Raw genomic sequence first — 17,765 nt, 5'->3', positions numbered from 1 at the left:
CCGTCGATCGGCCCCGCGCATGCTGAAGAAATTCGTCCGGGACAACTTCTCCACGCTCACCGGCCCCGCCAGGACGCTGGGCGTCCTGCACTTCCTCGACAGCATGGGCAACGGCCTGTTCCTGTCGGGTTCGGCGGTCTATTTCGTCCTCGTCGCGGACCTGCCCGTCGCCACCGTCGGTCTCGGGCTCTCGCTGGCCGGGTTCAGCGGCTTCCTGTCGAGCGTCCTGCTCGGCCGGATGACCGACCGGACCGGCGCCCGGCGGCTGCTGTCGATCCTGCTGTTTCTGCTCGCCGGCGCGTACACGCTGTACCCGCTGGTGGACTCGGCCGTCCTGTTCTTCCCGCTGGTGATCCTCATCGGCGCGCTCGAATTCGGCTGCGGGCCGGCCTTCGGCGCCCTGGTGATGGACCTGATCCCGGAGAAGGACCGGGTGACCGCGCGGGCCGCCCTGCGTTCCCTGTTCAACGTGGGCTTCACCATCGGCACCCTGGTCTCCGCGCTCCTGATCGGCCTCGGCGGGGCCGCGCTCCAGGCGTTGCCGCTGGGCAACGGGCTCACCTTCCTGCTGGCCGCCGCCCTGGTGCTGACGCTGCCGGCGACCCTCGCCAAGCCGGCCGGTGGCGGCCGCGGCCGGTTCCGCGCCCTGCGCGACCGGCCGTTCCTCGCCGTCGTCGGCGCCTCCAGCCTGCTGGCCCTGCACAGCGCCGTCCTGCTGGTGGGCATCCCGCTGTGGATCGTGCGCGGCACCAGCCTCCCGCACGGCATCGTCCCGCTGGTCATGGGGGTGAACACCGTGCTGGTGGTCCTCTTCCAGGTGGCGGCCTCCCGGGGCTCGGACACCCTGGACGGTGCCGTCACCGCCGCCCGCAGGGCCGGCCTCGTCAGCGCCCTCGCCTGTGTGGCCCTCGCCGTCGGGGGCGGCTTCGGGAACGTCGCGACCGGCGCGGTCGTGCTCGTCGCCGTGCTGCTGCTCACGCTGGCCGAACTCTGGCAGTCCGCCAGCGGCTTCGGCCTGGGCTTCGGGCTCGCCCCCGAGCACGCGCGGGGCGAGTACCTGGGCGCCTTCCACCTGCACATGGTGATCCAGGCGACGATCGGGCCGGCCGCCGTGTCGCTCCTGGTGGTCGGGCACGAGACGGCCGGCTGGCTCGCGGTGGGACTGATCTTCCTGGTCGGGGTCGCCGCGATCGGTCCGTCCGTCGCCCGCGCCCGCCGCGGCGTGGAGTCGCCCGCCGCCGACGCGGCCGGAGCCGACGCCCCGGCCGCCTGATCTCCGGGGGGTCCGGTGCGCGGGCGTCCGCGCACCGGACCCGTGTCCGCGTACCGCTCAGGTCGCCGAGAGGTCCAGACAGCGGTCCGCGCAGATGATCTGCTGCTGCACCTGTCTCAGTGACCGCCCCGGCTCGACGCCCAGGGCTCTCCTCAGGGATCTTCGTGCGTCCTGGTACGCCATGAGGGCGTCACCCTGCCGCTCCGACCGGTACAGCGCCAGCATGAGCAGCCGGTGGAACGCCTCGCGCAGCGGATGCTGGGCGACCAGGGTGCGCAGCGGCGCGATGATCTCGCGGTGCCGCCCGCAGGCCAGATGCGCTTCCATCAGCATCTCCGCGCACTCCAGCCGGGCCTCGCCGGCCCAGGTGGCGAAGGTGCTGATGATCGGGCCCTCGGCCAGGTCACCCACCCACGGGCCCCGCCACAGGGCCGCCGCGCGGCGGAACGCCCGCGACGCCCGCTCGTGGTGCCCCGCCCTGCTGCTGGCCCGGCCCTCCGCCATGAGGGTCTGGAACTCCCGCGCGTCCAGCCCGGCCCCGGCGAGCTGGAAGGCGTACCCCGGGGACCGGGTCACCAGCGGCGTCCCGGAACCGCAGTCGGCCGCCGCGGGATCCGCGAGCCCCGCGAGCAGTTTCCTCGACTGGGAGATGTACACGTGCAGTGCGGCCGCCGCCCGCCGGGGCGGACGGTCGCCCCACAGCTCCGCGACGAGCTGCGACGCGGTCACGGTCCGTCCCGCGTCCACGAGTAGCGCGGTGAGCAGCAACTGCATCTTGGCGGGACCGACGTCGATCACGACATCGCCCGCCACGGCACGGACAGGGCCGAGTATTTCGTACCTCACGCACGATCTCCTTGCGATTCACCAAAAAACGCTTCCACGCATGTCGGGTAAGCCGGGCAAAAAGAGGTGCCGCGGCGCGGGGCGCGCGCGGACGGTGCGGGCCGTTCGGATCGGGCACGTAGGGGCCCGGACCACCGGGGTCGGTGGGACGGGGGGAATGCTAGGTGACGGGTGTGATGATCTCCGTATAGCCTGCGCACAATCGCGGTACAGGGACGTGCCCTTCGGCGTCACAATGGACGGTGCCCGTGCGTTTCGACGTTCTTGGTCCCCTCAGGGTGGTGCGCGACGACCGGGAGGTCCCGCTGGGGCCGGTCAAGCAGCGCCTCCTGCTGGCGGCCCTGGTGCTGCGTCCGGGCGAGGTCGTCGGCGTCGAGGACCTCACCTCGGTGCTCTGGGGCGACGCGGCCCCGGCGTCGGCCGCGGCCAACCTGCGCACCTACGCACGGGGGTTGCGGCTGTCGCTCGGCGACGGCTCCGCGGAACGCATGCCGGCGGTGACCGGCGGTTATCTGCTGCGGGTGGAGCCCGGCGAACGCGATCTGGACCTCTTCGACAGCGCCGCCGAACGCGGGCGCGCCGCGCTCGCCGCCGGTGACCCGGCCGCCGCCGGGACCGAACTGTCCGCGGCCCTGGGATTCTGGCGCGGCACCGCGGCACTGGCCGGCCTGCCGCTCTCGCCCCGGCTGGCCGCCCACGTCGCGCGGGCGGGGGAGCGGCGGCTGATCGCCGAGGAGGACTACGCCGAGGCGCTGCTCGGGGTGGGCGGCGCCGCCGGAGCGGTCTGCCGGCTGCGCGACCTGCTCGACCGGCACCCGCTGCGGCAACGCGCCTGGGGGCACCTGATGCTGGCGCTCTACCGCATCGGCGACGTCTCCGGTGCGCTCGACGCCTACCGGCAGGCGCGGCGGGCGGTCGCGAAGGAGACCGGACTCGACCCGCTGCCCGCCCTGACCCGGCTGTACGACGACATCCTGCACCACCGCCCCAGCCTCCAGGAGGGCCCCGCGGACCTCCCGGCCGCGCCCCGGCCCGGAGCCGCCCCCGCCCGCGTACGCCCCGAGCAACTGCCCGCGTCGGTCGCGCACTTCGTGGGCCGGGCCGGGGAACTGGCCCGTCTCGACGCCCTCTGCGCCGAGCAGCGGGAGAACGCGGAGACCACCGCCGTCGCGGTGGTCTCCGGGATGGCGGGGGTCGGCAAGACGGCCCTGGCCCTGCACTGGGCACGCCGGACGGCCGACCGCTACCCCGACGGACACCTCTACGTGAACCTCCGCGGCTACGACGCGGCGGACGAGGTCACTCCGCTCGGCGCGTTGCACGGCTTCCTGGAGGCGCTGGACGTCCCGCTGTCCCGGATACCCCAGGGGCTGGAGGCGCGCGCGGGGCTCTTCCGCAGCCTGCTGGCCTCCCGCCGCATGCTCGTGGTCCTCGACAACGCGCGGGACGAGGAGCAGGTGCGCCACCTGCTGCCGGGCGCGGGCCTGGTGGTGATCACCAGCCGCAACCGGCTCGACGGGCTGGTCGCGGCCGAGGGGGCGTGGCCGCTGGCCCTGGACGTGCTCCCCGACGAGGAGGCGGCGAGTCTGCTGGCCGGGCGGCTCGGGGCGGGGCGGCTCGACGCCGAGCCCGAGGCGGTCGCCTCGATCATCGCCGCGACCGGAGGACTGCCGCTCGCCCTGTCGATCGTCTCCGCACGGGCCGCCGCCCATCCCGCCTTCCCCCTCGACACCTTCGCGGCCGAACTGCGCCCGGACGGGGCGCGGCCGGGCGCCATGGCCGAGGGCGACGCCCGCCGCGTCTTCTCCTGGTCCTACCTCGCCCTCAGCACCCCCGCCGCGCGCCTCTTCCGGCTGCTGGGACTCCACCCGGGACCGGACCTGACCGCGCAGGCCGCCGCCGCCCTCGCCGGGGAGCCGGAGGCGGCCGTCGCCCCGTCGCTGCGCGAACTGACCCGGCTGAGCCTGCTCTCCGAGCACGTCCCGAACCGGTACGCCTTCCACGACCTGCTGCGCTCCTACGCGGCCTCACTGGCCCGTCCGGCGGACCGGACCGGCGAACGGCGGGCCGCGCTGCGCCGGTTGTTCGACCACTACCTGCACCAGGCGCTGCCCGCCGCCGCACTCCTCCAGCCGCAGTGGCTGACGATCACCCCCGTGCCGCCGCTCCCGGACCGCACCGGGGCGCCGCCCGCCGACCACGCGGCGGCGCTCGCCTGGTTCACCGCCGAACGCCCCGTCCTGCTGCGGGCGGTCCGGCGGGCGGCGGAGACGGGCTTCGAGGCGTACGCCTGGCAGCTCGCCTGGGCGCTGACCGCGTACTCCGCGCCGCGCGGGCTGTGGCGGGACCAGTTGGCGGGCCAGCGGATCGCGCTCGCCGCGGCGGAGCGGATCGGCGACGTGGCCGGTCAGGCCACCGCCCACCGGCTGCTGGCCCGCGCCTCCACCCGGCTCGGCGACTTCGACGCGGCGGAGGACAGCCTGCGGCGGGCCCACGAGCTCTACGGCCGGCTCGGCGACCCGCTGGGCCGCGCGCAGACGCTGCACAACCACATGGAGGTCTGCCACCTGCGCAAGCGGCCGGACGAGGCGCTGGCCCACGGCACCGAGGCGCTGCGGTTGCAGCGCGGGGCCGGGCACGCGGCGGGGGAGGCGAGGACCCTGAACGCCATCGGGTGGCTGCACGCCACGGCCGGCGACTATCCCCGGGCCATCGCCCGGTGCACCGAGGCGCTGGCCCGCCAGCGCCTCATCGGCGACCGCAACGGCCAGGCCGCCACCCTCGACAGCCTGGGCTTCGCGTACGACCGGCTGGCCCGGCACGACGAGGCGGCGGAGTCCTACGAGCGGGCCGTCGAGCTGTTCCGCGCCTCCGCCGACCGCTACCACGAGGCGGAGACCCTGGTGCGGCTCGGCGACACCCGCGCGGCGATGGGCGAGCCCACCGCGGCGGCCGACGTCTGGCGCCGGGCCGCGGGCATCTTCGACGAATTGGGGGACCCGGCGGCCGAGGACGCGCGGGCCCGGCTGACGGGGGCGGGCAAAGAGCGCGGCCGGGGCTGACGGGGCGGGAGGGGAGCGCGGCCGGTCCCGCGCCGCGCACGGGACCGGCCGCACGGGCCGCACCGCCGGCCCTCAGTGCGGCCGCAGGCCCCACAGGGCGAGGGCGGCGGTGGTGACGGCGGTGAGGGCGCCGATGCTGGCCAGCGGCCAGCGGTTGCGTTCGAGGTCGCCGAGGCGGATCTCGTGCTCCGTGAGCTGCCGGTCGCTCTGGTCGCTGCGCTGCACCAGGAGCGCGAACGCGCCGTCGACGCGCGCGAAGCCGGCCTCGGCCGTGCCCCGCAGGCGTTCCAGTTCGACGGCGACGGCCGAGGTCTCCTGGTGCACCGGCCCGGTCACCCGGGCACCCCCTGGTCGTGCGCGGCGGTCGTGGGGTACCCCGGGGACGTCCGGGTGGGTGTCTCCATGAGCTGATCACGCCCTTTCAGGAGGTATGGGGGACCTTCAGCGCGGCCCAGGACGCGCTGCCCGGCCAGCCGTCGGCGTCCGTGCCGGAGTAGCCGAGCTTGCGCTGCCACCGGGCGTAGCCCGCCCGGTCGGCCTCGGTCCACTGCGGGCCGGGCCCGGTGCGGTAGGCGGAGCAGCCGACGGCGACCAGGCGCCGGCCCATGGCCGTGACGATGGCCGACCTCGGCGCCTTCCTGAACCAGGCGGCGCCGGGGAACGGCTCCAGGGCGCCGGCTCCGGTGGACGCCCCGCCTCCGGTGGACCCGGCCGGGCCGGTGGACGCGCCGGAGGCGAGGCGGGCGGCGATCCGGGCGCGCAGGGACGCCATGGTGAAGCCGACCGGGTCGATCTTCGCGCTGGTCCACTCCTTGTGGCCGATGACCGACGCGGCGCTCCAGCCGTGGGCCCGGCACAGCGCGGCCGACGCCCTGGTGACGGCGTTGAGCTGGGCCTCCGGCCACGGGTCCTTGCCGTTGCCGAGGTTCTCGCACTCGAAGCCGTAGAAACGGGTGTTGCCGTCGGCGCCGCTCCGGCGGGGCGCGGGCAGCGTGCCGCGCTCGGCGACGACCGCGGCCAGCACGTCCGGATCGCCCGAACCGGCGTGGTTGGCGCGGCCGTTGCCGACGAGGTGGACGGTGCCGTCCTTGGCGATGACCCCGTGGCAGAGCGGGCCGGGCAGGTCGGAGCGTCCCGAGGAGCAGAGGGCGACGGTGGCGGCGGTGCCGGAGGTGACGGTGTGATGGATCATCACACCGTTCACCGGGCCCCAGGCGCCCTTGGCGTTGCGGTTGTGGGTGCGCCAGCCGCCGTGCTCGACGACGGTCAGGCCCTCGGCCTTCAGGGCGGCGAGCAGGGCGGCGGCGGTCAGGGGTGTGGCCATGGTGGTCCTTCGCTGGGGATCGGGCGCGGGAACCGGACGGGCTGCGGCCTCAGCGCGCCAGGATCTCCCACAGGGTGAGGAGGGCGACGGCGAGTGCGGTGAGGGCGCCGATGCTGGCCATCGGCCAGCGCCCGCGTTCCAGCGCGTCGAGCCGTGCCTCGTGGTCGGTGAGCTGCCGGTCGGTCCGGTCGCTGCGCTGGACGAGCAGCGCCAGGGAGCCGTCGACCCGGGCGAACCCGGCCTCCAGGGTTCCCCGCAGGCGCTCCAGTTCGCGGGCGTCGGCGACCGGGTCGTGCGCGTGGGCGTCGGTCGGCGTCATGGGCGCCCCGGTTCGCCGGTCGCGGTGGCGGCGGTCGCGTCGTCGGGCGCGGTCAGCCAGGCCGGCAGCAGCCTCTGGACCGCCGGAACGGCCATCAGCCGGGCCAGCAGACCGGAGACGGCGAGGGCGCCGCCCACCCAGGGCAGCGAACGGGGCAGGGCCCCGCCGTCCACCAGGGCGGGCAGGGCGAAGGCGATCCCGACGGCGGTCTGGAGGACCGTGCGCAGGACGCGGGTGGTGGCTGGGGACATTGCGGAGTGCCTTTCGTGCGAGCGTGCGGCCCGGAGCGCGCAGGGGCGGCGCCGCGCGGGCCGGCCGGTCCGTCCCCGGAGCGGTGGCGCGCGGAGGACGGGTGCCGGCCGGACGGTGCGGACGGGGTGCGGAGCCCTGCCCCGCCAGGGGTCAGGCGGTGTACGGGACCTTCAGCGCGGCCCAGGAGCCGGCGCCCGGCCAGCCGTCGGCGTCCGCGCCGGTGTAGCCGAGCTTGTGCTGCCACAGGGCGTACGAGGCGCGGTCGGCCTCACCCCACTGCGGGCCGGGGCCCTCGGTGTAGGCGGAGCAGCCCTCGGCGACCAGCCGGCCGCCCATCGCGGCCACGATGGTGGAGTTCGGCGCGGCCGTGAAGAAGGCGGCGCCCGGGAACGGCTGGAGACGCACGGCGCTGCCGCCGGGGGCGGCGGCCAGCAGGGCGGCCACCCGGTTGCGCATCGACGCCATGCTGAAGCCCTTGGGGTCGATCTTGGTGTTGGTCCACTCCTTGTGGCCGATGACCGAGGCGGCGTTCCAGTGGTGCGCCCGGCAGATCGCGGCCGACACCCGGGCGACCGCCTCCAGCTGGGCCTCGGGCCACGGGTCGGAGCCGTCGCCGAGGTTGACGCACTCGAAGCCGTAGAAGCGGGTGTTGCCGTCGGTGTTGTTCTCGTCCGGCGCCGGCAGCGCGGTCTCGTTGACCACGGCGGCCAGCACGTCGTCGTCGCCGAGGCCCGCGTGGTTGGCGCGGCCGTTGCCGACGAGGTGGACGGTGCCGTCCTTGGCGATGACGCCGTGGCAGAGCGGGCCCGGCAGCTCGGCGTAGCCGTCGTAGCAGAGGGCGACCGAGGCGTCGGTGCCGGTGGTGACGGTGTGGTGGACGACCACGCCGTTCACCGGGCCCCAGGCGCCCTGGGTGTTGCGGTTGTGGGTGCGCCAGTCGCCGTGCTCGACGACCTGGACGCCTTCGGCGGTCAGGGCGGCGACGAGGGCGTCGGCGGTGAGCGGTGTTGCCATGGTGACTCCTGCGGTGGTGCCGGAAAAAGGGGAGGGCCCGGCCGGTGCGCGGGTCGCGCACCGGCCGGGCCCGGCGGGGGAAGGGAGCGGTCAGGAGACGGCGGCCCAGATGGCGTTGGCGTCCGCGATGACGGTGGTGGCGCTCGGGGTGAACTGGGTGGGCAGCGAGATCTGTCCGGTGGTGGACAGCCGCGCGTGCCGGACGAACGCGGACCCGATCCGGGCGCTGCCGCCCGGGAAGTTGCCGACGCTCGCGCCCACCATGAAGGCCGGGCCGTTGGTCTTCGGGTCCGGTCCGTTGATCAGCAGGGCCACCCAGTAGTTGCCCGCCGGAGCGGCGTAGGCAGTGGTCAGCTTCAGGACGACGGTGGTGCCCTCGGTCTTGGTGATCAGTTTGTCGAGGGTGCCGGTGACGCCGACCCGGGTCCCGGAGCTGTTGTAGAGCCCCGCGTACGAGGTGGCGGCCAGACCGGAACCGGCGAAGCCGGGCACGTAGAACACCACGTTGGTGATGGTCGTGTCGGCGGTCAGGGGGACGCCGATCAGATAGACGGTCCCGTTGATGCAGTACTGCGGGTTGGTCACCGACGACGTCGCCGGGTCGAACGCCCATGCCTTGAAGCCGAGGGCGGCGGGCGTCCAGACCCCGGTGGCCGCCACCTTCTCCACGTAGGAGCGGCGCGCGAGCTGGTTGCCGTTGGCCGGGTCGGCGGAGACGGTGGGGACGGTGGAGAAGGTCTTGGCCCCGGCCACCGTCTGGGCTCCGGTGAGCAGCACGGCCTGGTCGGCGGAGACCGCCCCGAGATCACCGGAGGTCAGGGTGATCGCACCGGTCTGCCCGTTGACGGAGGTCACCGGGGCGGCGCCGACGGCGAGGTAGCGGGTGTCGGCGGTGGCGGGGGTGAGCGCGCCCAGGTCGGCCGCCGCGAGGGTGATCGCACCGGTCTTCCCGTTGAGGGAGGTGACGCCCTGGCCGGTGCCGTCCGGGAGCTGGGTGAGAGGCACCTTGCCCCCGGCGTCGAGCTGGGCGATGCCGCCCGCCCGGCCGGCGGCGGAGGTGGCGACGGCGCCGAGGTCGGCGGCGGCCAGCACGATGTCGGTCTCGGTGTGGCCGTTGACCGAGCGGACCGGGCCCGCCGGCCCCTGCGGCCCCGGTTCGCCCTGCGGCCCCTCCGGGCCGGGCACGCTCACGTACTGCGCCCCCGCGGGATCGGCGGGCGCGATGTCGGCCAGGTCCATCTCGGAGACGGCGGCGGGCAGGGCGATGCGGTAGGCGCGGTTGCGGCCGACGCCCGCGATCCGCTCGGTGACGGCGTACGTCCAGCCGAAGGGGTTCCAGCCCTCGGCGTCGGTCGCCGGGAGGGTGACGTCGATCCGCCCCTCGGAGTCGAGGGAGGCGACGGTCGGGCCGCCGACGAAGAGGTCGGCCTCCGCGTGGGTGAGCAGGGCCGGCGGCTGGAACTCGACGCTCCCGCTCAGCGGGCGGCCGTCGAGGGAGAGGTACTGGGCGGTGAGCCGTACGGTGGGAATGGATTCGGGCAGCACGGGAACTCCGTTGGGTGGCAGGGGTGTGGGACGTGGGGGCCGGCCGCGCGGGCGGCGGCGAAGGCCCGCGGCGGGGGCACGACCGTCAGGACTGCACGCCGTACAGGCCGCGCGGCAGGCAGGCGACGGTGTCGCCGGCGGCGGCGACCTTCGCCTGGATCTCGAAGTCCACCGTGTCGCCGAAGGACGCCGGCAGGTCCTCGACGAGGGTGACGGCGAGATCCGCGCTCTGCCCGGCGGTCCCGGCGAGCGTCTGCTCGGCGCCGACCGGTTCACCGTCGACGAGCAGCCGCACGGCCGCTCCCACGGTGCCGCTGACGGCCAGCACGCAGTACACCTTGGGGTGCTGGGCGAAGCCGGGCCCGGCGTAGAGCGTCGTCCAGTCGGTCGAACCGGTGGACTCCCAGGCCGCCTTGCGCACCGGCGCGGGCAGGGGGAACGGCAGATAAGGGCGGGCGAGACCGCCGCGGGCGGAGTCGGTCGCCAGGACGGTGTCGCCCCGGTGGTCCAGGACGCGCAGCGCCTGCACCGGGGTGTTCACCGGGTCGGTCGTGATCAGCGAGAGGGCGAGGGAGCCGTCGTCGCGCCGCAGCTCCAGGCCCTGCTGGAACGCCTCCGCTTCGGTGTCGCGGTCGGGCTGCACCCGGCCGACGAGCAGCAGGTCCTCGCCCTGCGAGGTCCTGGCGCGGATGCGCCCCCGGTCGCCGACGACGATGTCGCCGCTGCCGACCTGGTTCATCGCCGGGCTGCTGTTGGCGCTCGCCATCAGCCCCCGGATGCGGCGCTCGATCTCCCGGACGCGGTCCAGCAGGTCGGTGGGGATGGTGGCCATCTCCTACACCCCTTCCAGGTAGAGGGTCGCCGTCTCGGGCTTGGTGCGCTGCGGCGGTTCCACCGCGAGGCCGACGACGCGGTACTGCTCGTCCTGCGGCTGCTGGTGCCACAGGTCCCGCAGCCGCAGCCGGATGCGCGCCCCCAGCAGGGCCGGGGTGATCCGGCCGTCCAGCCGCACGGTGATCTCCGGGATCACCTCCGGCATGCGCTGGCGGGACAGCTCCGCCCCGGCCAGCGAACGCAGGGTCTGCGCGTCGGTGACCCCGCTGTGGTCCGAGGTGGACTCCAGCCGGGGCCAGCCGGCCGCGAGGTCCTCGGGCGACTCCACGGAGACGGTGAGCGGCTGGGACTCCTCGGCCTGGTCGGTGTTGGGCGAGTCGCCGCGGGCCACCCACACGTCGGCCTGCACGGTCGAGTCGGCCGGCAGGCTGTAGGTGAGGACCTGGCCCGGATGGTCCAGGACGATGTCGGCGGCGCCGGCGGTGATGACCGGGTGACCGAGCTGGAGCCGCTTGGCGCGCCGCCCCTCGGCGTCCCGGTAGCAGTGCACCCGCCACTCGAAGCCGTCGGCCAGCTTGCCGAGTTGGTCCAGCAGCTCCCTGATCCGGGTCAGCGAGGAGTAGGCGAAGGCGCAGTCGCGGGCGATGCCGGACATCTCGTCGCCGAGCTGGATGCCGATGTCGCCGCCCGGCTGCTCCTGGGCGTGCGCGACGAGCAGCCGGGCGATCTCGAACTGGTCCGTCGCCGTGCAGGTGAAGGGCGCCGACAGGATGCGGTGGTCCAGGTAGGAGTCGAACGTGCCCGCCTGGAACTGCACCTGGATACGGCCGCGTTCGTCGCTGGACGGGGTGCAGGTCCACAGCACCCCGCCCCACCAGATGTCGCCGTCGCGCTCCAGCCACACCGCGGTGCGGCCGGGGACGAGGGCCGCCCTCGCCCGGCGGGCGAGGGCGGCGTCCGGCAGCGGGACCGTCGCGGACAGCGATCCGGCCTTGCCGATGTAGTCGTCGAACTTGGTCTCCGTCAGCGGCAGCACGTCCAGCACCTGGTCGGTGCGCAGGTCGCAGAAGACCGCCCGGTAGACCGGGGTGAGCGGGGTGTACGCCGTACGGGGCGAACTCGTCACGCCGCCCTCCTCAGAGCATCGGGTCGACGCGGATGAACCGGTTGTCGAACCAGTGGTTGTTGGTGGTCGCGCCGGAGCAGTACGCCGAGACCGCGGTGTAGGTGGCGCCCGCCTGGAGCCCGGTGATCTGGAAGACCGTGCTCACCGACTGGTTGCCGCGCCCGGTGTCGATGGCCGACCGGGTCTCGTCGGCGCCCAGTCCGGTGACCAGCACGCCGTTCTTGCGGATGTTGACCGACATGCGGCCCCAGCCGCCCTCCACCGAGGGCTGCCCCTGGAAACCGAGGTGGACGAGGACCCTCCCGGAGACCGGCGCGGTGAAGGTGGTGGTGATCGTCGGCCCGACCGTGTCGGTCACCGCCTCCGTCCAGGTGGTGGTCTTGCAGTAGCCGCCGTCGGTGTTGTACGAGAACGCCGGGTTCGGTACCGCCAGCACCCAGTCGGTGCCGCTCCACCGCTCCAGCCGGCCGTTGTTGTCCCGGTACTGGCCCACGTAACCGCCGGCCGCCAGCTGCCCGGTGGGGGCGATGCCGCCGAGCTGGCTCGGGTAGCCGACCCAGGTGTTGCCGTCCCACCGCTGGAGCTGGACGCCGATGTCCCGGTACTGGCCCGGATAGGCGCCCGGCTCGTTGGTGTTGCCGTACAGCGGCAGGATGCCGCCGGCCGCGACCGTGCTGGTGCGCAGGTTGGCGACGGCGGAGGCCCAGGCGATGCCGCCGGTGCCGACGGACGCGCCCGCCGGGACCCGGACGGTGGCCAGCGGCAGGGAGGCGGCCGGGGTCTGCGGGACCTGCGGGTTGCCCTCGGGGGCACCCTGCACGATCTCCAGGACGGCCTCGGTGCGGCCGGACTTGTCGACCTGTGCGTCGTAGATCCGCAGGACCACCAGGTCGATGCGCGGGTTGTTGGCGTCGCCGTCGGCGAACACCACCGTGGTGTAGTCGGTCAGCACCACCGGGTAGGCGCCGGCCGCCTCACTGCCCTGGACGACGGCACGGCCCGGAGCGACGGTGGCGGTCATGCCGGCGGTGGAACTGAAGACGTAGAACGCGGACATCAGGGACTTGCCGTCCGGCGAGCCCGGAATGACGCCGCCGCGGCTGGCGAGCCCGCTCGTCGGGGTCATGGTGCCGGTCGGGGCGAGCCGGGTGTCGGCGCGGGACTGGCCGGATTCGACGTCGGTGCGGTTGACGAGCCATGCGCTGCGCACGGGCATGTGGTCCTCCTGGAGGGATCGGCGGGGTGACGCGGGGGTACGGGGGTGTGGCGCGGGGTGCGCCGATGGCGAGCGGCGCGGGTCACCAGTGCCCGTCGCGCCAGCGGACGGTGACCGAGGCGGCCGGGTCGGCGGTGACGTCGTCCGAGCGGAACGCCAGCTCGGTGGTGCCCGGTTCGAGCTGGAAGAGCTGCTCCGGCGAGGAGTCCGGGGTGGCGGTGTAGATGCGGGACGCGGTCTCGTTCAGCAGGACCGTGCCGGACTCGGTGTCGACGGTGAGCACGTCGCCCGCGCCCAGCGCCAGGTCGTACTGGAGCTGCCGGCCGTCGGAGAGCCGGGTCAGCGACGGACGCTGCACCGGTCCCCGGAACTCCACGACCGGGCGGACGGCCGCGCCGCCGCCGTTGACGGCGGTGATCGAGCCGGCAGCGCCGTTCGCGCCCCAGGCCAGCGGCCACACCAGACCGGAGCCGGCGTCGTCGTCCCAGGCCATCCCGGACTCGCTGACCGGCAGACCGGTGATCGCCTCGTGCTGGACGGTGCCGTAACGGCGCGGGTCGGTCGCGGTCCACTGGATGCTGACCTTGGCGAAGCCCTGCACCGCGTACGAGCGGTCCTGCGGTACCACGCGGCGGCTGACCCGGGCCCGGACCGCCAGGGTCTCGCCCAGCAGTCGTACGGCGAGCCAGCGTTCCTGGCCGTTCGGGCCGGTGGCGGCGCGGAAGGCGGTGGAGGTGACGAGCGGGTCCGTCCCGGCCGGTGGCGCGAGCCAGACGGTCGCCCCGACCAGGCGGGGCTGCGCCCAGCGGTCGCCGGGCCAGGAGCCGTGCTGGTCGGGCCGGAGCACGTCGCCGAGGTCCAGCTCGGGCAGGTCCTCCCAGCCGGTGATCCCGGTGCGGTCGACCGGGTAGGGCGTACCGGCACCCATCAGGAGCCCGCCCCACTGGACCTGGCCGTCGCGGGTGATCAGGGAGCCGGGGGTGGTGTCGTCGGAGAGTGGGGTCGGGAGGGTGGAGACGGTATCGGCCATGTCGGGCCGTCACCTCGCTTCGGTTCGGGGCGTACGGGAGGAGCGCGCCGCCCGTCGCTGACGACGGCGTGGGCGCTCCGGGCCGTCCGGGCGGTGTGCGGGCGCGGGCATGCGGGCCTGTGGGCATGCGGGAGCCCGGCGTGGCGGTGCGGGGTGCGTGGCCGGGGCGCTGTGCCGGGGCGCGTGGCGGTGCGGGTGGCCGGGGTGCGGGGCCGGCGCTTGGTGCGGCGCCGGGGCGTACGGGCCGGGATCAGGCCGCGGTGCGGTACAGGAAGTGCAGGTCTTCCGCGACGGTCATGGGGCTGCTGCCCTCGCGCTCCTGGTAGACGCGGACCCCGGGGCGGCCGGCGAAGAAGGCGGGCCCGGTGGTGGCGGAGGCGCCGGCCCGCGCGGGGAGGTACCGGCCGAGCTGGGACAGCGGCTGCACGGACGAGGCGCCCGGCACGGCGGCAGGCAGCACCACACCGCCCTCGGCGAGCTGCGGGATCTTCGACAGGTGCACGCCGAACTTCTTGCCGAGGAAGTTGAAGCTCAGGTGGTTGAGCCCGTCGATGATCCAGTTGGCGAAGGCGATCAGGCCCTTGACGGGCCCGGTGATGACCCCGGCGATCGTCTGGATGCCGGTGGACATGAACGTGCCCATGCCGTGCAGCGACTTCGACATGGCGTCGCGGACCCGGGTGAAGGCCGAAGGCAGCTTCTGCGTGAGCCAGTTGAGCGTCGGCTGGATGACGCCCCGGAAGCCGTTCCAGGCGCCCGTGACGATCGAGGTGACCGCGCGGGTCGCCGAGGAGATGGTGCTCCGCGCGCCCTCGAACCCGGACCTGAGGGAGGAGCCGATGCTCTTGAGGACGGCGCCGACGGTCCTCTGCACCCCTTCGAACACCTCGGACACGGTCTTCGCCCAGCCCGCGATGACCGGAGCCATGAACTCCCAGGCGGCCCGGAACATGTCCAGCGCGGACTGGAAGACCTGCTGCATCAGCTTCTGGCCGGTGGCGGAGTTCATCGCGTAGTCGATGAGCAGGGCGACCAGCGGGGTGACGATGCCGAGGACGAAGCCGAGTGGGTTGGCCTTCATGACCGTGTTGATCGCGGTCATGACGACGGAGCCGACGGTCATGGCGACGCCGAAGGCGGTCATGGCCTTGGTGACCGTCGGGGTGTACTTCCCGAACAGGTCGGTCATCGACCCGAACGCTCCGGCGCCGGCGACGAGCGTGCCGAGGACACCGACGGGGCCGCGCACCTTGGTGGCCCCGGCGCGGAGGCGGGTCGCGGCGGTGGAGGCGGAGGCGCCGAGCTTGCGGATTCCGCCCGCGGCCTTGGTTGCAGGGGAGGCGACGGCCCTAAGGCCCGTGCGGGCCGAGCCGGCACCGGCCCGTATCCGGTCGACCGCAGCGCTGACCTGGCGGAGTGATGCGGTGAGGCGTTGGGTGGAGCCGCGCGCCGCGGTGACGTTGCTCGAGAACGCGCGGACGGGCGCCGCGATTCCGGCCAGCGGGTCGGCGACGCTCATCCTCGGGCCTTCGACAGGTACAGCAGAGCGCTGGCGGTGTCCTGGACGCTGCTGCTCGACGCCTCGTAGTACTGCTCGATGTAGAAGCCGCCATCGGTGGCCGCGGCCCCGGCGCCGACCTGGCCGGCGCGCGTGGTGTGGCCGAGGAGCCGGCTGAGCTTGGAGAGTGGCAGAACTGCTTCCGCTTCACCGGCCTCGGCGACGATGGTGTGCACGCCGCCGTTGCGCGGCTGGACGATGCCGCCCTGGGCGAGGCGCGGGATGGTCGGCAGGTGGATCCCGAAGGACTTCCCGCCGACGACCGGCACCCAGCCGGGCACGGACACCTTGATGCCGTTGAGCTTGCCGATCGCGGAGTTGATCAGGCCGATCACCGCGTTGATCGGGCCGCTGACGGCGCCCTTGATCGCACCGAACGCGTTGCTCGCGATGGACTTGAGACCGTTCCACGCGCTGGACAGCTTGCTCTTGACGGCGGTGAAGGCGGCGGGGACGACGCTCTTGATCCAGTTCACCACCGGGGAGATGACGGACTTGATGCCGTTCCAGACGCTGGTGATGACCACCTTCACGGCGGTCATCACCCCTGTGATGATCGTCTTCCAGAGGGTGAAGTAGGTCTTGATGACGGCCGCGACCGCCTTCACGACCGTCGAGACCGCGGTCTTGATGCCGTTCCACACGCTCTTCATGAGCTTGCCGGCCGACTGCATGATCGGGCCGACCGCCTTCATCACCGCAGTGATCACGCTCTTGATGACGGAGAACGCGGTGCTGAGGACCTTCTGCATGGTCTTCGAGCGGGTCGCCATGTCCACGACCTTGGCGATCAGCGGGGCCAACAGGTCGAGCAGGACGCCGATGAGGTTCCCCTTCATCGACTTGTTGAGCCCCTTCATGCCCTTGTCGGCCTTGGACGCACCGGACTCGAACTTACCGAGGGCGGTGCCGCCCGTTTGGCCGGACTTGCCGGCCTTGGTGACGGACTTCTCCGTCTTGTCGGCAGCCTGCTGGAGCGATTTGAGTTCTTTGGCGGACTGCTGGGATGCGCTCTTCATCCCGGTCATTCCGCTGCTGCTGCTCTGTACGTTCTGTTTCAGGCCGGTCGCGGCGCGGCCTGCCTGATCGAGACTGGTCTTGAAGGTACGGAGATTGTCCGACGCCTTCTTGAGGGAGGCGGTCAGTGCCATGCGGATTCCGATCGTTCAATGGTCGGCTGCCAAGGATTTCCTCGCCGAGGGCTTGTTTGCCGATCAGCCCGCAGTTCCGGCCAGCGTGCGCATTTCTCTGTTGAGAGTGCTGATCGAGGTGGCCAGCGTGTCGATGGACTGGTGCTTCTTGGCGGCGGCCTCCAGCTTTTTGGCTGCCGAAGCCATCTGCCGCATCGCGGTGGGGGTGGCGAGGCCGCGCACCTTGCCGCGATAGGTGTCGATCTCGGCGTTGAGATTCACCATGGCCGACTTGACGGCGTCGATCTGCGTGACCGACGGAAGGTTCGGCTGCTGCGCCCGACCCGCCCCCTGCGCCTGACCCGCCCCCTGTGCCTGTGTCTGTCCTTGAGGCGCTTCGGCGGGTTGCATCCCCCACCCGCGCCATCCCCCCTGCTCTCCGCGGCCGAAATAGCGGGGATTGATTTCCTCTTGCGGCCGAACGGCGCCGAAAGCGCCCATGGTTCTGGCCCGACCGGTGTACGCGATCGTCATCTGCTTGGCCTTCACCAGCAGGCCTGCCACCAGTCCGGCGGCGGCAGTCGCGGCCGCGGCTGCCAGCAGCACCTGGGCCAAGAAATCGCCGCCTTTGAAGACGGCTAGGAACTCCTTGACCGGAGAAGTCTCCTTGATGATGTCTTTCCAGGTTTGCTTTTCCTCCTTCTTGGGACCCTTTTCGATGGCAGTCTTGAGGGTTGCAACCTTTTCGTCGAAGTGTTTGGTCGTGAGAGTGGTTGCTGCTATTCCGTCAATTTTCCCTTCGACGACGACTACTTTGTCGTACACTTCATCCGTGGTGCGTGACGCCATGAATTACTCCCGCCTGAAGTAGAGGGCCCAGCCTTCTGCTTGCTCCGGCCCGGCCACATCTGATATTGTTCGGAGGAAAATCTTGAAAGTGGGGGTTCGTGAACGTCAAGCTTTTCTTTCTCGCCGTGGGCCTCATGATGTTTGCCGGCCTGTTTTTCTTCTTTGCTCTCGGCTCCTTCGACGTACCCCGGGAAAGGCGGCGGTATGGAATCGTCGCATCGTGGTTCTGCCTGGGTCTGGCTTTTCTGGGCTCGGCGATCTACGCACTGTCCCTCTGATCCGGGGCCGCATTCGTACGTGGCGCAGTCCGCGCCCCCACACGACTGCCGGGCCTCTCCCCGCCGGCGTCCTGGGTGGGGAATTTCGGGGATGGTCGCGGCAAGGACG

The 17,765-nt window shown here is 73.0% G+C and carries 17 protein-coding genes; 3 read left to right on the top strand and 14 right to left on the bottom strand.

What is annotated here, in order from left to right:
- Positions 1 to 19: 19 nt before the first annotated feature.
- Positions 20 to 1,273, top strand: a complete 1,254-nt coding sequence (locus Q0994_RS16140) for an MFS transporter (RefSeq protein WP_299534923.1) — start codon at positions 20 to 22, stop codon at positions 1,271 to 1,273.
- 57 nt (positions 1,274 to 1,330) lie between these two features.
- On the opposite strand, the gene Q0994_RS16135 is transcribed toward Q0994_RS16140, so the two are convergent.
- Positions 1,331 to 2,119, bottom strand: coding sequence for an AfsR/SARP family transcriptional regulator (locus Q0994_RS16135; protein WP_299534921.1), 789 nt, complete (start codon positions 2,117 to 2,119; stop codon positions 1,331 to 1,333).
- A 248-nt stretch (positions 2,120 to 2,367) separates the two neighbouring features.
- Here Q0994_RS16135 and Q0994_RS16130 point away from each other — a divergent pair, with 248 nt between their 5' ends.
- Entirely contained in the window at positions 2,368 to 5,181 is a 2,814-nt protein-coding gene (locus Q0994_RS16130) for a BTAD domain-containing putative transcriptional regulator (protein WP_299534918.1), read from the top strand.
- A 72-nt stretch (positions 5,182 to 5,253) separates the two neighbouring features.
- Here the strand turns inward: Q0994_RS16130 and Q0994_RS16125 are convergent, their stop codons facing one another.
- The 13 genes from Q0994_RS16125 to Q0994_RS16065 form a co-directional block, all read right to left on the bottom strand.
- Positions 5,254 to 5,517: a hypothetical protein gene (locus Q0994_RS16125; RefSeq protein WP_299534914.1), complete on the bottom strand. Its 264-nt coding sequence runs from the start codon at positions 5,515 to 5,517 to the stop codon at positions 5,254 to 5,256.
- 85 nt (positions 5,518 to 5,602) lie between these two features.
- Entirely contained in the window at positions 5,603 to 6,505 is a 903-nt protein-coding gene (locus Q0994_RS16120; RefSeq protein WP_299534911.1) for a peptidoglycan-binding protein, read from the bottom strand.
- Positions 6,506 to 6,554: 49 nt separating this feature from the next.
- Complete coding sequence (locus Q0994_RS16115) at positions 6,555 to 6,824, bottom strand: hypothetical protein (RefSeq protein WP_299534909.1); 270 nt, start codon at positions 6,822 to 6,824, stop codon at positions 6,555 to 6,557.
- Positions 6,821 to 7,075, bottom strand: coding sequence for a hypothetical protein (locus Q0994_RS16110; RefSeq protein WP_299534907.1), 255 nt, complete (start codon positions 7,073 to 7,075; stop codon positions 6,821 to 6,823). The genes Q0994_RS16115 and Q0994_RS16110 overlap by 4 nt, the downstream gene beginning before the upstream one ends.
- A gap of 151 nt (positions 7,076 to 7,226) precedes the next feature.
- Positions 7,227 to 8,090 (bottom strand): peptidoglycan-binding protein, encoded by an 864-nt coding sequence (locus Q0994_RS16105; protein WP_299534905.1) that lies wholly within the window; start codon positions 8,088 to 8,090, stop codon positions 7,227 to 7,229.
- 90 nt (positions 8,091 to 8,180) lie between these two features.
- Positions 8,181 to 9,635, bottom strand: a complete 1,455-nt coding sequence (locus tag Q0994_RS16100; RefSeq protein WP_299534903.1) for a phage tail protein — start codon at positions 9,633 to 9,635, stop codon at positions 8,181 to 8,183.
- Positions 9,636 to 9,720: 85 nt separating this feature from the next.
- Positions 9,721 to 10,467, bottom strand: a complete 747-nt coding sequence (locus tag Q0994_RS16095) for a hypothetical protein (RefSeq protein WP_299534901.1) — start codon at positions 10,465 to 10,467, stop codon at positions 9,721 to 9,723.
- Positions 10,468 to 10,470: 3 nt separating this feature from the next.
- The gene (locus Q0994_RS16090; RefSeq protein WP_299534899.1) at positions 10,471 to 11,595 is read right to left on the bottom strand and encodes a hypothetical protein; all 1,125 of its coding nucleotides are present in this window, start codon (positions 11,593 to 11,595) and stop codon (positions 10,471 to 10,473) included.
- 10 nt (positions 11,596 to 11,605) lie between these two features.
- The gene (locus Q0994_RS16085) at positions 11,606 to 12,811 is read right to left on the bottom strand and encodes a hypothetical protein (protein WP_299534897.1); all 1,206 of its coding nucleotides are present in this window, start codon (positions 12,809 to 12,811) and stop codon (positions 11,606 to 11,608) included.
- Positions 12,812 to 12,893: 82 nt separating this feature from the next.
- Entirely contained in the window at positions 12,894 to 13,841 is a 948-nt protein-coding gene (locus tag Q0994_RS16080; protein ID WP_299534895.1) for a phage distal tail protein, read from the bottom strand.
- Between the two features lie 250 nt (positions 13,842 to 14,091).
- Positions 14,092 to 15,360 carry a hypothetical protein gene (locus tag Q0994_RS16075; protein WP_299534892.1) on the bottom strand — a complete coding sequence of 423 codons (1,269 nt, stop codon included), beginning with the start codon at positions 15,358 to 15,360 and terminating at the stop codon, positions 14,092 to 14,094.
- Positions 15,357 to 16,550, bottom strand: a complete 1,194-nt coding sequence (locus Q0994_RS16070) for a phage tail protein (protein ID WP_299534888.1) — start codon at positions 16,548 to 16,550, stop codon at positions 15,357 to 15,359. The genes Q0994_RS16075 and Q0994_RS16070 overlap by 4 nt, the downstream gene beginning before the upstream one ends.
- A gap of 63 nt (positions 16,551 to 16,613) precedes the next feature.
- Positions 16,614 to 17,378, bottom strand: coding sequence for a hypothetical protein (locus Q0994_RS16065; protein WP_299534886.1), 765 nt, complete (start codon positions 17,376 to 17,378; stop codon positions 16,614 to 16,616).
- A gap of 98 nt (positions 17,379 to 17,476) precedes the next feature.
- Between Q0994_RS16065 and Q0994_RS16060 the strand changes: the two genes are divergently transcribed.
- The gene (locus Q0994_RS16060) at positions 17,477 to 17,656 is read left to right on the top strand and encodes a hypothetical protein (RefSeq protein WP_299534884.1); all 180 of its coding nucleotides are present in this window, start codon (positions 17,477 to 17,479) and stop codon (positions 17,654 to 17,656) included.
- The last annotated feature ends 109 nt before the right edge of the window (positions 17,657 to 17,765 follow it).

The sequence above is a fragment of the uncultured Streptomyces sp. genome (assembly GCF_947488945.1).
In the GTDB taxonomy this organism is placed as follows: Bacteria; Actinomycetota; Actinomycetes; order Streptomycetales; family Streptomycetaceae; genus Streptomyces.
The sequence above is the reverse complement of the archived record's forward strand: the minus strand, read 5'-3'. Positions and strand labels throughout refer to the sequence as shown.

Bases quoted from the DNA above. Each gene is read 5' to 3' on its own strand.
- Q0994_RS16120 (WP_299534911.1), bottom strand. From the start codon at position 6,505: ATGGCCACACCCCTGACCGCCGCCGCCCTGCTCGCCGCCCTGAAGGCC.
- Q0994_RS16105 (WP_299534905.1), bottom strand. From the start codon at position 8,090: ATGGCAACACCGCTCACCGCCGACGCCCTCGTCGCCGCCCTGACCGCC.
- Q0994_RS16085 (WP_299534897.1), bottom strand. From the start codon at position 12,811: ATGCCCGTGCGCAGCGCATGGCTCGTCAACCGCACCGACGTCGAATCC.
- Q0994_RS16065 (WP_299534886.1), bottom strand. From the start codon at position 17,378: ATGGCGTCACGCACCACGGATGAAGTGTACGACAAAGTAGTCGTCGTC.
- Q0994_RS16080 (WP_299534895.1), bottom strand. From the start codon at position 13,841: ATGGCCGATACCGTCTCCACCCTCCCGACCCCACTCTCCGACGACACC.
- Q0994_RS16115 (WP_299534909.1), bottom strand. From the start codon at position 6,824: ATGACGCCGACCGACGCCCACGCGCACGACCCGGTCGCCGACGCCCGC.
- Q0994_RS16070 (WP_299534888.1), bottom strand. From the start codon at position 16,550: ATGGCACTGACCGCCTCCCTCAAGAAGGCGTCGGACAATCTCCGTACC.
- Q0994_RS16140 (WP_299534923.1), top strand. From the start codon at position 20: ATGCTGAAGAAATTCGTCCGGGACAACTTCTCCACGCTCACCGGCCCC.
- Q0994_RS16095 (WP_299534901.1), bottom strand. From the start codon at position 10,467: ATGGCCACCATCCCCACCGACCTGCTGGACCGCGTCCGGGAGATCGAG.
- Q0994_RS16075 (WP_299534892.1), bottom strand. From the start codon at position 15,360: ATGAGCGTCGCCGACCCGCTGGCCGGAATCGCGGCGCCCGTCCGCGCG.
- Q0994_RS16110 (WP_299534907.1), bottom strand. From the start codon at position 7,075: ATGTCCCCAGCCACCACCCGCGTCCTGCGCACGGTCCTCCAGACCGCC.